The sequence below is a fragment of the Glycomyces sp. NPDC021274 genome (assembly GCF_040641195.1).
GTDB lineage: Bacteria > Actinomycetota > Actinomycetes > Mycobacteriales > Micromonosporaceae > Glycomyces.
In genome coordinates this window covers 203,670-218,760 of record NZ_JBFADC010000004.1, presented here as the reverse complement: position 1 = coordinate 218,760, position 15,091 = coordinate 203,670, and the positions used below count along the sequence as shown (strand labels likewise).

The following is a 15,091-nucleotide window of genomic DNA, read 5'->3' as shown; positions in this document are numbered from 1 at the left end:
CGGTCGGTGCGAACCGCCGGTGGGCGACTCGACCGCCCGTCGACACCGAGATGTCTACTTTGGGTAGCACTTTAAGTACTCTTCGTGATCAACGCTTGGGTTCGGTGAAAACAAACCGAACCCCTGTTGCACATGTAAACGGATTTTCGGGGCTGACCTGGCGCAATGCCGAAACATGAGGTGAAACATGAGGTAGTTCGTCCGATAGTCGACAATCCACCCCGGACGCTCACTCCGGCCCTCCGGCGGAGGTCCTAGGACCAGAACCCCATGGCGCATGTCGCACCCTTCGGCCACACTGGTCGGGTGACTTTCCTGATCGGCCGCGACCACCCGGCGGCGGCCCTCCGCTCGGCCGTCGAACGCACCGTGCACAGCCACGGCGGACTCGCACTCGTCACCGGCGAGGCGGGCATCGGCAAGTCCACCCTCGTCACCGACGTCGCCGCCGCCTTCCGCGGCGAACTCACCGTCGCCTTCGCCACCTCCTGGGAGTCCGAGGCCGTCCCCGACCACTGGCTCTGGGTCCAGGTCCTGCGCTCCCTCCGCGCCCAGCTCGGCGACGAGGCCTGGCAGGACCTCCACCCCGCGCCCGCGGTCGAAGCCCTCCTCGGGCAGGGCGACGGCTCCGCGCCCGGCCAGTTCGAGCTCTACGACGCCGTCACGCAGCTGCTGATCAGCGTGTCCCAGCGCGGACCGGTCCTCGTCGTCCTCGACGACCTCCACTTCGCCGACCCCGGCAGCCTCGAACTGCTCAAGTTCGCCTCCCAGCACACCTGGTTCGAGCGCGTCCTGTTCGTGGCCACCTACCGCGACTCCGAGATCGACCCGGGCCACCGCCTGCGGGCCCGGATGCTGCCGCTCGTCGCCAAAGCCACCATGATCAGCCTCGAAGGGCTCGACGAGCACGGCGTCGCCGAACTCTGCCGCGCCACCGTGGGCGACGCGCCCGACGCCGCCACGGTCGCCGAGATCACCCGACGCACCGGCGGCAACCCGTTCTTCGTCGAGCAGACCGCGCAGTTGTGGGCCTCCGGGCAGCGCGTCGACGCCACCACCGCCGGGATGCGCGACGCGCTCCAGCGCCGCATCGACCAGCTCCCCGAACCCGTCGTCAGGATGCTCACCCTCGCCTCGGTCGGCGGCCGCGAATTCCACGCGGGCGTCATGGCCCAGGCCTCCGGCCTCGAACTCCACCGGATCGAGTCGGCCCTCGACGCCGCCTGCCAGACCCGGCTCGTGCGCCGCGAGTCCGACCGGTACGTGTTCGTCCACGACCTCGTGCGCGAGACCCTCTACAACACGATGTCGAACGAGGAGGCCGCCCACCACCACGGGTGCGTCGTGCGCGCCCTCGTCGCCGACGAGTCGCTGCAGAAGCTCATGCTCCCCACCGAGATCGCCCACCACGCCTGGCTCGCCGGAGACGACCTCGACCCGCAGATCGCCGTCGAGTTCCTCGCGCGCGCCGCCGACGAGTCCCGCGGCTGCCTCAGCGTCCCCGGCGCCGAGAAGTACTACCGCCGCGCCCTCGCGCGCTGCACCCCCGACATGGTGCGGCGCCGGGTCCTGCTCCGCCTCGAACTGGCCGGCACCGTCAAATGGCTCCAGCGGGAAGAGGAGTCCTGGCGGCTCTACGACCAGGCCGTCCTCGACGCGCGCGACTCCGGCGAACCGATGCTGCTCGCCCGCGCCGCCATGGAGATGCCCCAGACCGAACGCCTCGACGCGTTGCGCCGCCTCAAAGCCGAGGCCTACGAGGCGCTCGCCGGGGAGCGCATCGACCCCGCCCTCGACCACGACCTGCTGACCCGGCAGCTCAACTACCAGTTCCTCATGGCCGCCAGGAAAGGCGGCGACGACGAGGAGATCGCCTTCGGGCTGTGGGCCGCGCACTCGGTCAACTGGGGCCCCGGCACCGCCGCCGAGCGCCAGGTCATCGTCGAGGAGATCGACGAGGTCACCAGGCGCAGCGGCGACCTCGACATGCGCCTGTTCGCCGCGTCCCTGCGCTGGGTCGCGATGCTCGAGCAGGGCGACCCGGCCTTCCGCGCCCAGGTCGAGCTCTTCTGCGCCCTCGCCGAGAACAGCGACTCCGAGCGCTGGCACAGCGGCGCCCACATCGACCGCGCGGTCATCGACACCCTGCAAGGCCACTGGGAATCCGCCGCCGAACGCCTCGAGCACTCCTTCGCGATCGCCGGCGACGACCCCATGAACGAGCACATGATGAACCACCTCCGCTGGGAGCTGGAGTTCGCGCGCGGCGGCACGCCCGAGCCCGTCCCGGAGTCGTGGCGGACCTTCTTCGGGGTGTGGCACACCGACCTGCTGAGCGGCCTGAGCGCCCTGCGCCGCGGCGACCTCGACGAGGCCCACCGGGCCATGGCCCGCCTCGACACCGACGCCGACCCGCACGACGCCTGGCTCTCCCTGCGCCTGCGGTTCGAGGTCGAACTCGCGGCCGCCGCAGGCGACACCCAGGCCATCGCGGCGCTGCGCGAACGGCTCGAACCCCACGAAGGCGAATGGCTCGTCGCCTTGTGGGGCACCAGCATCCACGGCCCCATCAGCCACTGGCTCGGCATCCTCGCCGCCGCCGCGGGCGAGCCCGCCCGCGCCGCGAAGCACTTCGCCGCCGCGATCGAACAGGCCGAACGGTTCCAAGCCGCGCCCTGGGCCGAAGCCGCCCGCACCGCCGCCGCAGCCCTCACCGACACCGCCGCACCGGCACCCGGGCGCCGCCCGGCGACAGGCCCTGGCGCGCTCTTCCGCCGCGAAGGCTCGACCTGGACCCTCCGCTACGAAGGCCGCACCGTCCACCTCCCGCACACCAAAGGCCTCGCCGACCTGCACCGGCTCCTCCAGCAGCCGGGCCTTGAGGTCGCCGCCGTCGAGTTGCTCGATCCCGAAGCGGGCGAAGCGGTCACGGCCGACGCCCGCCTCGGCGGCGACGACCTCCTCGACGCCGAGGCCCGCGCCCGCTACCGCGACCACCTCGAAGCGCTCGACGAGCAGATCGACACCGCCGCCGCACTCGGCGACGACGCCCGCGCCGCCCGCCTCGACGCCGAACGCCAGGCCCTCATCGAGCAGCTCAAAGCCGCCACCGGCCTCGGCGGGCGCTCGCGCCGCCTCGGCGACAACGCCGAGCGCGCCCGCAAGAGCGTCACCAACCGCATCCGCAACACGCTCAAGAAGATCGAGGCCGTCCACCCCGCGCTGGCCTGCCATCTCAGTACCGCCGTCGCCACCGGTTCCGCCTGCGTCTACCGGCCCGAAAGCGAAGCGCCCCACTGGGAGCTGTGAACGCGGAAGGGGCCGGGCGGATCCTCGGATCCGCCCGGCCCCGCCGGGTGTTGTGCAGTGAAGTCTTACTTGCGGTTGTAGGCCCTGATCGTCAGGAACCCGAAGACCACGATGAAACCGGCCGACCAGATCAGCGTCGTCACGATCGAACCGGAGTCCACGTTCCCGTCGAACAGGCCGCGCACGCCGTCGACCAGCTGGCTGATCGGCGTGTTCTTGACGACCGGCTGCAGCCAGCCGGGCATCGTCGACGGGTCCACCATGATGTTCGACAGGAACGTCAGCGGGAACATGATCGACATCGAGATCGACATGACGGTCTTCTCCGACCGCGTGATCAGGCCCAGCCAGGTCCACAGCCACGAGAACGCGAAGCAGAACAGCAGCAGCAGCCCCACGCCCAGCAGCACGCCCACCGCGCCGCCGTCGGGCCGGTAGCCCATGACCAGGCCCGTGCCGAACATGACCGCTCCCGCTGCGGCGTAACGGAACACGTCCGCCAGCAGGTACCCGACCATCGGCGCGGCCCGCCAGATCGGCAGCGTCCGGAACCGGTCCGAGACGCCCTTGTTGATGTCGATGTTCACGCTCATGCCCGTGTACATCGTGGTCATCACGATGCTCATCACCATGATGCCCGGCAGCAGGAACTGCAGGTAGTCACCGGTGCCGCCGGCGATCGCGCCGCCGAACAGGTACGTGAACATCAGCAGCATCATGATCGGGAAGAGCAGGATGTCGAACGCCTGCTCCGGCACGTGCTTGATCTTCAGCATCGAACGCCAGGCGAACGCCCGCGCCGAGGCGAACGCGCTCGGCGCCGCCGGCCGCTCGCCGGTGGCGAGCAGGCGCCTCAGGTGCTCCTTCTCGACCGGAGCCGGAGCGTCGACATCGGACTTCGTGTTGGGTTGCGTGACAGTCATTGCGATTTCCTTCCTGAAAGTCCGTAGGGGTTAGGCGTCGACTTTGTCGGTCAGCGACAGGAAGACCTCGTCGAGGCTCGGCTGCCCGAGCGAGAAGTCGTCCACGAGGATGCCGGCGCGGGCCAGCTCGCCGAGGGCGTGCGAGCCCTGTTCGGCGGTGTCCTGGCCGGGGGCCAGGCGCGCGGTGAGCGCCACCGGGTCGTCGTCGAACACGACTTCCCCGGCGAGTGCCCCGGTGAGCACCTTCTGCGCGTGCTCGCGCTGGTCGGCGTGGTGCAGCCGCACCCGGATCGAGCCCGCGCCCACGGAGGACTTCAGCTGGCCCGGCGTGCCCTCGGCGATGACCCTGCCGGTGTCGATGACCGCGATGCGGCTCGCCAGCTGGTCGGCCTCTTCGAGGTACTGGGTGGTCAGCAGCACCGTGGTGCCCTCGCCGACGATCGTGCGGACCACGTCCCACACCTGGTTGCGGCTGCGCGGGTCCAGGCCCGTCGTCGGCTCGTCCAGGAACAAGAGCTTCGGCGTCACGATGATCGACGCGGCGATGTCCAGACGCCGGCGCATACCGCCGGAGTACGCCTTCACCAGCTTGCCGGCGGCGGCGGTCAACCCGAACGCCTCCAGCAGGTCCGCGGCGCGGTCGCGCGCCGCCGGCTTCCCGTAGCCGTACAGCCGCGACAGGAGCACCAGGTTCTCGATCCCGGTCAGGTCCTCGTCCAGCGACGCGTACTGCCCGGTAAGGCTCACCTGGGACCGCACGGAAGCGGCGTCGGTGATCAGGTCGCGGCCGAACACCGTGGCGCTCCCCGCGTCCGGACGCAGCAGGGTGGCCAGCATCCGAACCGTGGTGGTCTTGCCGGCCCCGTTCGGGCCCAGCACGCCGTAGACCGTGCCGGCCGGGACCTCGAGGTCCACGCCGTCGACCGCCTTGACGTCTTTGAAGTGCTTGACGAGCCCTTCGGCTCGGATCGCGAGGTCGCGCTGCGACATGTCCGCCTCCTGGATGCTTCGATCAGTTGCTCTCATCCAGAAGGCGCTACGCACACGCCACGGCCCCCGCTACATCCGATGTAGCGGGGGCCGAAGGCTCGCTAGTCCTTGAGGTGCTTGGGCCGCACCACCAGCCAGAACAGCAGCGCCGCGACGCCCGAACCGACCGCGATCGCCGCCGCTGTGGTGTTCCACACGCCCGGCAGCTCCAGCTCGTAGAACGACGCCAGCGGCGGGACCGCGACCACCGTCACGAACGCCGCCGCGCAGCCCCCCACCAGGAGGGCCTTCCACCACACGTACGGCCGCGCGACGATCGCGAGCGCGGCCAGCGCCAGGCAGAACAGCGTGATCGCCGCCGTGGTCTGCGGCAGCTGCGAATCGGTGCCGTCGTGCGCCAGCGACATCAGGTACACGATGAACGTGGGCACCGCGCAGCAGATACCGGCCGGGATCGCGAACTTGAGCACCCGCTTCACGAAGTTCGGCCGCGCCCGCTCGAACGTGGGCGCGAGCGCCAGGAAGAACGCCGGGAGCCCGATCGTGAACAGGTTGATGAGCGACTGGTGGATCGGCAGGAACGGGTACGGCAGCGCGTCATTGCCCGAGGCCCACGCCGAGATCGCGCCGACCGCCACGAACAGCGCCAGCGCGATCGCGTAGACGGTCTTCGTCAGGAACAGGTTCGAGACCCGCCCGATGTTGCCGAGCACCCGCCGGCCTTCGTCGACCACGTGCGGGAGCGTCGCGAACTCGTCGTCGAGGAGCACCACCTGCGCGACCGAGCGCGCCGCCGCCGAACCCGAGCCCATGGCGATGCCGAGGTCGGCGTCCTTGAGCGCCAGCACGTCGTTCACGCCGTCGCCGGTCATCGCGACGGTGTGCCCGCGCGACTGGAGGGCCTTCACGAACGCCTGCTTCTGATGCGGCTTCACGCGGCCGAAGATCGTGGCCCGCTCGAGCAGGTCCGCGAGCTCCTCCGGGTCCTCCGGGAGCCGGCGCGCGTCGACCGTGTCGGCCGCGCCCTCCACGCCCAGCTGCGCGGCGACCGCGCCGACGGCGGCGGGGGAGTCGCCGGAGATGATCTTGACCTTGACTCCCTGCTCCTTGAAGTAGGCCAGGGTGGCCGCGGCGGTCTCGCGCAGGCGCTGGCGCAGGACGACGAGGGCCTGGGCCTTGACGCCGCTGACGCCGCCGGTGGTGGAGGCGGATTCGGCGGTGACGAGGGCGAGCACGCGCAGGCCCTGGGCGGCGAGCATGTCCGCTTCGAGGGCGACGGGGTCGCCGTGGTCGAGGAGGATGTCGGGTGCGCCGAGGAGCCAGGTGCCGTTGTCGGTGAAGCGGGTGCCGCTCCATTTGCGGGCCGAGGAGAACGGCATGACGTCGATGACGCGCCAGTTCGGGTCGGCGACCTCGCGTTCGGCCAGGTATGCGGCGACGGCCTGCATGGTCGGGTTGGGGCTGTCGTCGGCGGCGGCCAGGGCCGCGAGCGCGTCGGTGACGGACGGTCCGTCGGCGCCGTCGATGGGGCGGATCTCGTCGACGTCCATGCCGCCCTCGGTGAGGGTGCCGGTCTTGTCGAGGCACAGCACGTCGGTGCGGGCGAGGCCTTCGATGGCGGGCAGCTCCTGGACGAGCACGTGGCGCGCGCCGAGGCGGATGACGCCGACGGCGAACGCGACGGAGGTGAGGAGCACCAGGCCCTCGGGGATCATCGGCACGATCCCGGCCACGGTCTTGACGATCGTCTGGCGCCAGTTGCCGGCGTCGGCGAGCTGGCTGACGATGAGGAGGAGCGCGATCGGGACGATGAGCCAGTTGATGAGCTTGATGAAGCGGTTGATGCCCTCGCGCAGCTCGGAGCGGGCCAGTTTGAACTGGCTGGCCTCCTCGATGAGCTTGGCGGCGTAGGAGTCCGCGCCGATCTGCTCGGCCCGGAAGAGGCCGGTGCCGGCGACGGCGAAGGAGCCGGAGCGGACCTCGTCGCCGGGGGTCTTCGCGACCGGGTCGGCCTCGCCGGTGAGGAGCGATTCGTCGATCTCGAGGTTGCGGGACTCGACGACGGGGCCGTCGACGACGATGCGGTCGCCCGGCTCGACGTAGACGAGGTCGTCGCGGACGATCCGGTTCGGCTCGATCTCCTGGAGCTCGCCGTCGCGCAGGACCTTCGCGTTCGACTGGTTCATCAGCGAGAGCTTGTCGAGGGTGCGCTTGGCGCGCAGTTCCTGGATCGTGCCGATCGCGATGTTGGCGATGATGACGCCGGCGAAGAGTCCTTGCTTCAGGCCTTCGAACAGGCCCTCCTCCATCGCGGTGAAGCTGATCGCGATCGCGGCGAGCACGCCGATGACGGCGTTGAGCGGGGTGAAGAAGTTCGCGCGGAGAATCGCGGAGAGCGGTCGACTGGTGTGGCGCTTCGCCTCGTTGACGGCTCCGGCCTCGACGCGTTCGGCCACCTCGGCGGCCGTCAGGCCGCGGTCACCTGCCAGCATGGGTGTTGTCACGTCGACAGCTTATGCGACAGATGCCGTCCTGTATCACCGCCGAAGGACGGAGGAGCCGGTTTCGCGCCTCCTCCATTCGACCGAGGCGTTCGGCGATGGAGACGCGGCCCCCAAGCGGCCTTATCCGATTGCGGCGCCAATGGGCGCGACCACTAGAATCCCTGATTATGGCCAATGTACTCACACCGCAGGGCGAGGACTTCCCTCGCTGGTACCAGGACGTCATCACCAAGGCCCAGCTGGCCGAGAACGGCCCGGCGAAGGGCTCGCAGGTGATCCGACCGACCGGTTTCGCCCTGTGGGAGCGCATGGTCGCCGAGCTTGACGACCGCATCAAGGAGACCGGCACGGAGAACGCCTCGTTCCCGCTGCTGATCCCCGAGTCCTACTTCCAGCGCGAGGCCAACCACGTCGAGGGCTTCGCGCCCGAGCTGTGGATGGTCACGCACGGCGGCGGCAAGGAGCTCGAGGAGAAGCTGGCCATCCGGCCCACCTCCGAGACGATCATGGGCGAGTACATGGCCAAGTGGGTCAACTCGTACCGCGACCTGCCTCTGCTGCTCAACCAGTGGTGCAACGTGATGCGCTACGAGCTGCGCACCCGCCTCTTCCTGCGCTCCTCGGAGTTCCTCTGGCAGGAGGGCCACACGGTCCACGAGTCCTATGAGGACGCCCACGCGTTCACGCTGCGCATCCTCCACGAGGTCTACGCCGACTTCATCGAGAACGTGCTGGCGCTGCCGGTGCTGCGCGGCATCAAGACCGAGACCCAGCGCTTCGCCGGGGCCGTCAACACCTTCGCGGTCGAGTCCCTGATGCGCGACGGCAAGGCCCTCCAGATGGGCACCTCGCACGAGCTGGGGCAGAACTTCGCCAAGGCCTTCGACATCCAGTTCCAGGGCAAGGACGGCAAGCAGGCCTTCGGCTGGACCACCTCGTGGGGCGTCTCGACCCGCATGGTCGGCGGCCTCATCATGGGCCACGGCGACGACGCGGGCCTCCGCGTGCCGCCGAGGCTCGCGCCCGTCCAGGCCCTCGTCATGGTCGTCAAGGACACCGACGAGGTCCAGGCCGCCGCCCGCAAGGTCTTCGACGAGCTCAAGGCCGACGGCGTGCGTGTCAAGCTCGACCACCGCGGCGACGTGGCCTTCGGCCGCCGCGCCGTCGACGCCGAGCTCAAGGGCTACCCCGTGCGCATCGAGATCGGCCCGCGCGACCTCAAGAACGGCGAGGCGACCATCGCCAGCCGCGTCGAGGGCACGAAGCAGACCGTTCCGCTCGGGATGCTCGCCGAGGCCGTCGCCGCCGCTCTCCAGGGCGCCCAGGACCAGCTGTGGGACGAGGCCGTCGCCTTCCGCGAGTCGCACACCGCAGACGCCTCGACCGTCGAGGAGGCGGTCGAAGCCGCCCAGATCGGTTACGCCCGCATCCCGTGGGACGCGTGCGGCGTCGAGGGCGAGGCGAAGGCGGCCGAATCCGCGGTGTTCGTGCGCGTGCTCCAGCGCGAGGACGGCTCGGTTCCGGACTCCCTGGATGAGTCCGGTCTCATCGCCTACCTGGCCCGCCAGTACTGACCACCCGATGCGCTAGACTCGGTCGCTGTACATGAGCTTTGGGACGGAAGCCCTCTCAACTACCGTGACGCAAGGCCAAGTTTCAGCGCGAGCGAAATCCGGAGTAATTCCCCTGGGCGTCGTGCGCGCTAACGTGATCCTTACTACAGGAGTAACAAAACGTGGCAGTTAAGATTCGCCTCACGCGAATGGGGAAGATCCGTAGTCCCCAGTACCGTATCGTCATCGCCGACTCGCGCGTCAAGCGCGACGGCAAGGTGATCGAGAACGTCGGGATCTACCACCCGAAGGAGAACCCGTCCCGGATCGAGGTCAAGTCCGACCGCATCCAGCACTGGCTCTCGGTGGGAGCCCAGCCTTCCGACACCGTCAAGGCCATCCTGCGCAAGACCGGCGACTGGCAGCAGTTCAAGGGCCTGCCCGCGCCGGCCCCGCTGAAGGTCGCCGAGCCCAAGCCGGAGAAGGAGAGCCTCTACGTGGCCGCCCTCAAGGAGTCGGGTATCGACCCCTCGAAGGCGTACGTCTCGGAAGAGGCCGCCAAGGCCGCGCCGAAGTCGAAGAAGTCCGCCGCCAAGGCCGACGAATCGGCTAAGACTGAAGAGGTCGAGGCCGCTGCCGACGAGGCCTCTGAGACCAAAGGGGAGTAATCGTGCTGCGACCGGCGCTTGAACACCTTGTCAAAGGCATCGTCGACAATCCTGACGACGTCCGTGTCCGTCTGGTCGATTCCCGCCGCGGCAAGCGGCTCGAGGTCCGGGTCAACCCGGAGGACCTCGGGACCGTGATCGGCCGCGGGGGTCGCACCGTCAACGCGCTGCGCCAGGTCATCGGCTCGATCGGCGGCAAAGGCATTCGTGTCGAAGTCGTCGATTCCTACTGAGTCTTCTTTTCGGAACGGCCCCGGGTTCGCTCGGGGCCGTTCCGGCATTTTCTCTGCGGTACTGCACGAAGGGTCTTCTCTTGTCTGAAGTGTTGGTGGTCGGCCGGATCGTGCGCCCGCACGGGCTGCGCGGCGAGGTCATCGTCGAGGTCCGCACCGACGATCCCGAGACCCGGTTCCAGCCCGGCGTCGAGTACCAGACCAAGGGCGGCCAGCTCAAGGGCGCGCCGCTCAAGGCCGTCTCGGTGCGCTGGCACCAGGGCCGGCCCATGATCGCCTTCGAGGGGCATGCGGACCGCAACGCCTCCGAGCTGCTGCGCGGCGTCCTGCTCAGCGTCGAGGTCGACGAGGAGGAGCTGGTCGCCGAAGAGGACGAGGTCCACGACACCCTGCTCCTGGGCCTCACCGTGGTCGACAAGGAGGCCGGGGAGGTCGGCACCGTGAGCCGCATCGACCACGGCGCGGCCTACGAGACCCTCGTCGTCAAGCGCAAGGGCCAGACGCCGGCGCTCATCCCGTTCGTCGCCGACATGGTCGTCGAGGTCGACCTCGAGGCCGGGGTCGTCAACGTGGACCTGCCGCCGGGCCTGCTGGACCTCTGATGAAGATCGACGTCGTCACCGTCTTCCCCGAATACCTCGCACCGCTCGACCTCTCGCTCATCGGGCGCGCCCGCGAGCGCGGGATGCTCGACCTCAACGTCCACGACCTGCGCCGCTGGACCCACGACGTGCACCACTCGGTGGACGGCGCGCCCGCCGGCGGCGGCGCCGGGATGGTCATGAAGCCGCAGCCGTGGGGCGAGTGCTTCGACGAACTCATCCCAGGTGAGACGAAGCCGCGCCTGCTGGTGACCAGCCCCGCGGGGCGGCCCTTCACGCAGGCCATGGCGCACGAGCTGGCGGCCGAGCCGTGGCTCATGTTCGCCTGCGGCCGTTACGAGGGCATCGACCAGCGGGTCGTGGACTACGCGGCCGACCGGATGGAGGTCACGGAGGTCTCCATCGGCGACTACGTGCTCTTCGGCGGCGAGGTCGCGGTGCTCGCGATCATCGAGGCCGTGACCCGGCTCGTGCCCGGCGTCCTCGGCAACGCCGCGTCGCTCGACGACGAGTCGCACACCGCCGGGGTCCTGGAGGCCCCCGCGTACACCCGCCCCGCCGAATGGCGCGGGTACGAGATTCCCGCCGTGCTCCTCTCGGGGGACCACGGCAAGGTCGACCGCTGGCGGCGTGAGCAGGCACTCCTTCGCACCGCGCGGGCCCGCCCCGATTTGCTGGCGCGGCTGGACCCGGGTAGCCTCGATGAACGTGACCGGCGCCTACTCGAAGGGGCCGGGTTCAGCCTGCCCGAGCAGGGTGTGGCAAGGTAGAAAAGTTCCCGTGACGTGCCGTACGTTCAAGCGGTACCTCTCTCGGCAGGACTGCTGAGCATTACCCAACAGAGGACGAGACCAATGAACATTCTGGATGAGCTGAACGCTGCCTCCATGCGCGCCGACGTGCCGGACTTCCGTCCCGGCGACACCGTCAAGGTGAACGTCCGAGTCCAGGAAGGCGCCCGGTCCCGTGTCCAGGTGTTCCAGGGCGTCGTCATCCGCCGCCACGGCGCGGGCATCGGCGAGACCTTCACGGTCCGCAAGCTGAGCTACGGCATCGGCGTCGAGCGCACCTTCCCGGTGCACGGCCCCATGGTCGACTCCATCGAGATCGCCATGCGAGGCAAGGTCCGCCGCGCGAAGCTGTACTACCTGCGCGACCGCAAGGGCAAGGCCGCCAAGATCAAGGAGAAGCGCGAGCTCTAAGCCGCGTCGCTCCTCGCCGGTCTTCGGCACGAGCTTTCGGAGAACCCCGGGCATCGCCCGGGGTTCTTTGCCGTTCCCTCTTTTCGGATACCCTCGGCACATGAGTCCTGGTACCCCCGGCGGGGGGAAGGGGCCCCGCCGCATCGGTTGGGACCGCCTCCCCGGTCCCGGCGGCCCGGACGCCCCGCCATCCGCTCCCGCGCGCCCTCCGGGCATGCCGCCGCCCGGTCCCGTCGCGGGCTCCGGCGGCACCGAGTCGACGCACCGCCTCCGCGAGGACCTCGACGCGACCCGCACGTTCCGCCGCCCGGAGACCCCTTCAGCCGCGCACGACCGCGTGGCCGCCGAACGCGAACGGGTGAGCGCGGTCGGCCGCGCCTCCGCCGCGAACGACCAGGTCCCCGATGAGCCGAAACCGAAGGGCGGCAAGGGCACCGAGAGCCGCCTCTCGCAGCCGCACAAGCGCCAGTACCTGTCGCTGTGGGTCGAGCTGCCGCTGCTGCTCGTGATCGCGTTCTCGGCGGCCGTGCTGCTGCGCACCTTCGCCGTGCAGCCCTTCTACATCCCCTCCGGGTCGATGGAGCAGACCCTCCAGGAGGGCGACAAGGTCCTCGTCCTCAAGCTCACGAACACGCTGCGCACCCCGCAGCGCGGCGAGGTCGTGGTCTTCCGCGGCACCGACTCCTGGGACCCCGAGTACCGGCCGGCCACGGGCGACGACGGCGCGTTCTCGGCCTTCACCACGGGCGTGCTCGACCTCATCGGCCTCGCGAAGCCCGACGAGAAGGACTTCATCAAGCGGGTGATCGCCGTCGGCGGCGACACCGTCTCCTGCTGCGACGCGGACGGCAACGTCGTCGTCAACGGCGTCTCGCTCCACGAGGAGGCGTACGTCTACGAGAACTCGCCGCTGGAGATCGAGCCCGGCGTGTGCGGCGCGCGGCGCTTCGAGGAGCTCACCGTGCCCGAAGGCGAAGTGTGGGTCATGGGCGACCACCGCGGCGACTCCTCGGACTCGCGGTGCTCGGGCACCGTGCCGGTGGAGAACATCATCGGCCGCGCCATCGCCCTCGTCTGGCCCACCGACCGCGCCCGCGAACTCGAGATCCCCGACGCGTTCGACGCCCTCGACGAGACCGGGGACACCGCGGGGGAGCAATCTGCAGCGGGAACCGTTGCCGACGGCCTGCCCGCCGCCTGGAATACCGCCTGGCAGCAGCCGCCTTCCTTGCCCGGCACGGTGATGCTGGCCCATGGGGCCGGAGCGCGAGCGCGTAGACTCGGACCGTGATCGATGAAGGGCAAGCGCCCGGCGCTGACGGTGAGAGCGCCGAGGAGACCTCCAAAGAACAGCAGCCCAAGAAGAAGGGATCGTTCTGGAAAGAACTGCCGATCCTGCTCGGCGTCGCCATTCTCGTGGCGATCGTGGTGCGGACCTGGGTCGTCCAGACCTACTACATCCCTTCCGGTTCTATGGAGAACACGCTCCTGATCAATGATCGGGTGCTCGTCAACAAGCTCGTCTACGACTTCTCCGAGCCCGAGCGCGGTGAGATCATCGTCTTCACCGCCCCCGAGTCGTGGCGCTCCGTGATGGAGGAGGACGAGTTCATCAAGCGGGTGATCGCCGTGGGCGGCGACCACATCGTCGCCGACGACGAGGGCAACATCACGATCAACGGCGAACCGCTCGAAGAAGAGTCCTATCTGTACACGAACCCGATGACGGACGAGCAGGACCTCTCCTCGCAGGACCCGTTCGACGTGGTCGTGCCGGAGGGCCGCCTGTGGGTCATGGGCGACCACCGCTCGGCCTCGGGCGACTCGCGCGAGCGGTACGTGCGCACGGACGGCGACATCGAGTCGTCCACGATCCCGGTGGACGCGGTCATCGGCAAGGCCTTCGTGCTGTTCTGGCCGGTCGACGACTTCACCTGGTTCAAGATCCCCGAGACCTTCGACGACGTCCCCGCGCCGTCCTGAGCCCATGCTCCGTCCCGCTCCCTCCCGCATCAGGCGCGACAGCGACCTGTACGCGCTGGAGGCCGCGCTGCACCGGCGCGGCCTCGGCCCGGTCGCCGGAGCCGACGAGGCGGGCCGCGGCGCCTGCGCGGGACCCCTGGTCGTCGCGGCGGTGCGGCTGCCGCCGACCGCGCGGTTCGACGAGCTCAACGACTCGAAGCTGCTCACCGAGGCCGCGCGCGAGCGGGTCTTCGAGCTGCTGCGTCGTTCCCAGGCCGAGATCAGCGTGGTCGCGTACGGCCCCGACGAGATCGACCGGCGCGGCATCGCCGTCTGCAACCTCGAGGGCATGCGGGTCGCGGTGGCGCGCCTGCCCGAGCGGCCCGGGTACGTGCTCACCGACGGTTTCGCGGTGCCGGGCCTGCCCGGCAGCCTGGGTGTGGTCAAAGGCGACCGCACTGCCGCGTGCGTCGCGGCGGCCGGCGTGGTCGCCAAGGTCACGAGGGACCGCATCATGACCGAACTCGACCGCGACCACCCCGAATACGGGTTCGCGGTCCACAAGGGATACAGCACGGCGATGCACGAGGAGGCGCTGCGGCGCTTCGGTCCGTGCGAGCTGCATCGCAAGTCCTATGCGAACGTCGCCGCGCGCGTCGTCCCGGCCGCCCGGGTTTGAACGGGTTTGACGGCACCGGCCGCGGTGAAACCAGGACACCGGGACGGCACCGATTTGCGGCTTCGCCGCCGTTCGCTGCGAGAGCCGCGAGCGGACCGGGGCACCCGCGCACTATCGTGGGAACCGTCGTTGAGAAGGAGGAGCGTTGAGCGCCGAGGACCTCGAGAAGTACGAGACCGACATGGAGCTGCAGCTGTACCGGGAGTACCGGGACATCGTGCGGCAGTTCACCTACGTCGTCGAGACCGAGCGGCGGTTCTACCTGGCCAACGCTGTCGAAGTCCACGTGCGGGGGGCCGACGCCGAGACCTACTTCGAGGTCGAGATGAGCGACGCGTGGGTCTGGGACATGTACCGCCCGGCCCGCTTCGTCAAGCACGTGCGAGTCCTGACCTTCAAGGACGTGAACGTGGAAGAACTCGATAAGCCCGACATGACGCTCCCGTAGCCGCTCGGTCATGCGCCC

General features: G+C 69.5%; 14 protein-coding genes. 11 read left to right on the top strand and 3 right to left on the bottom strand.

The window, feature by feature from the left end:
- The first annotated feature begins 306 nt into the window (after window positions 1–306).
- Window positions 307–3,309, top strand: a complete 3,003-nt coding sequence (locus AB0I03_RS11900) for an AAA family ATPase (RefSeq protein WP_360410526.1) — start codon at window positions 307–309, stop codon at window positions 3,307–3,309.
- Window positions 3,310–3,374: 65 nt separating this feature from the next.
- Here AB0I03_RS11900 and AB0I03_RS11895 read toward each other — a convergent pair whose 3' ends face one another.
- From AB0I03_RS11895 to AB0I03_RS11885, 3 genes are all read right to left on the bottom strand, one after another.
- Window positions 3,375–4,232 (bottom strand): ABC transporter permease, encoded by an 858-nt coding sequence (locus AB0I03_RS11895; protein WP_360410523.1) that lies wholly within the window; start codon window positions 4,230–4,232, stop codon window positions 3,375–3,377.
- A 30-nt stretch (window positions 4,233–4,262) separates the two neighbouring features.
- Window positions 4,263–5,222 carry an ATP-binding cassette domain-containing protein gene (locus AB0I03_RS11890; RefSeq protein ID WP_360410520.1) on the bottom strand — a complete coding sequence of 320 codons (960 nt, stop codon included), beginning with the start codon at window positions 5,220–5,222 and terminating at the stop codon, window positions 4,263–4,265.
- Between the two features lie 101 nt (window positions 5,223–5,323).
- Window positions 5,324–7,726, bottom strand: coding sequence for an HAD-IC family P-type ATPase (locus AB0I03_RS11885; RefSeq protein ID WP_360410517.1), 2,403 nt, complete (start codon window positions 7,724–7,726; stop codon window positions 5,324–5,326).
- Between the two features lie 167 nt (window positions 7,727–7,893).
- On the opposite strand from AB0I03_RS11885, the gene proS reads away from it, so the two are divergent.
- From proS to AB0I03_RS11835, 10 genes are all read left to right on the top strand, one after another.
- Window positions 7,894–9,300: a proline--tRNA ligase gene (proS, locus tag AB0I03_RS11880; protein ID WP_360410514.1), complete on the top strand. Its 1,407-nt coding sequence runs from the start codon at window positions 7,894–7,896 to the stop codon at window positions 9,298–9,300.
- Window positions 9,301–9,461: 161 nt separating this feature from the next.
- Window positions 9,462–9,947 carry a 30S ribosomal protein S16 gene (gene rpsP / locus AB0I03_RS11875; protein ID WP_360410511.1) on the top strand — a complete coding sequence of 162 codons (486 nt, stop codon included), beginning with the start codon at window positions 9,462–9,464 and terminating at the stop codon, window positions 9,945–9,947.
- A complete protein-coding gene (locus AB0I03_RS11870) occupies window positions 9,947–10,180 on the top strand; it encodes an RNA-binding protein (RefSeq protein ID WP_344473217.1) in 234 nt (77 codons plus the stop codon). The genes rpsP and AB0I03_RS11870 overlap by 1 nt, the downstream gene beginning before the upstream one ends.
- Before the next feature lie 89 nt (window positions 10,181–10,269).
- Complete coding sequence (gene rimM, locus AB0I03_RS11865; protein ID WP_360411062.1) at window positions 10,270–10,782, top strand: ribosome maturation factor RimM; 513 nt, start codon at window positions 10,270–10,272, stop codon at window positions 10,780–10,782.
- Window positions 10,782–11,552: a tRNA (guanosine(37)-N1)-methyltransferase TrmD gene (trmD, locus tag AB0I03_RS11860; protein ID WP_360410508.1), complete on the top strand. Its 771-nt coding sequence runs from the start codon at window positions 10,782–10,784 to the stop codon at window positions 11,550–11,552. The genes rimM and trmD overlap by 1 nt, the downstream gene beginning before the upstream one ends.
- Window positions 11,553–11,636: 84 nt before the next feature.
- A complete protein-coding gene (gene rplS / locus AB0I03_RS11855) occupies window positions 11,637–11,984 on the top strand; it encodes a 50S ribosomal protein L19 (protein ID WP_030155016.1) in 348 nt (115 codons plus the stop codon).
- Between the two features lie 100 nt (window positions 11,985–12,084).
- Window positions 12,085–13,275 carry a signal peptidase I gene (lepB, locus tag AB0I03_RS11850; RefSeq protein ID WP_360410505.1) on the top strand — a complete coding sequence of 397 codons (1,191 nt, stop codon included), beginning with the start codon at window positions 12,085–12,087 and terminating at the stop codon, window positions 13,273–13,275.
- A 95-nt stretch (window positions 13,276–13,370) separates the two neighbouring features.
- On the top strand, window positions 13,371–13,967 hold the full coding sequence (gene lepB, locus AB0I03_RS11845) for a signal peptidase I (protein WP_360411059.1): 597 nt from the start codon (window positions 13,371–13,373) through the stop codon (window positions 13,965–13,967).
- Between the two features lie 4 nt (window positions 13,968–13,971).
- The gene (locus tag AB0I03_RS11840; RefSeq protein ID WP_360410502.1) at window positions 13,972–14,625 is read left to right on the top strand and encodes a ribonuclease HII; all 654 of its coding nucleotides are present in this window, start codon (window positions 13,972–13,974) and stop codon (window positions 14,623–14,625) included.
- A 145-nt stretch (window positions 14,626–14,770) separates the two neighbouring features.
- The gene (locus AB0I03_RS11835) at window positions 14,771–15,073 is read left to right on the top strand and encodes a DUF2469 domain-containing protein (protein WP_091040324.1); all 303 of its coding nucleotides are present in this window, start codon (window positions 14,771–14,773) and stop codon (window positions 15,071–15,073) included.
- Window positions 15,074–15,091 lie beyond the last annotated feature (18 nt).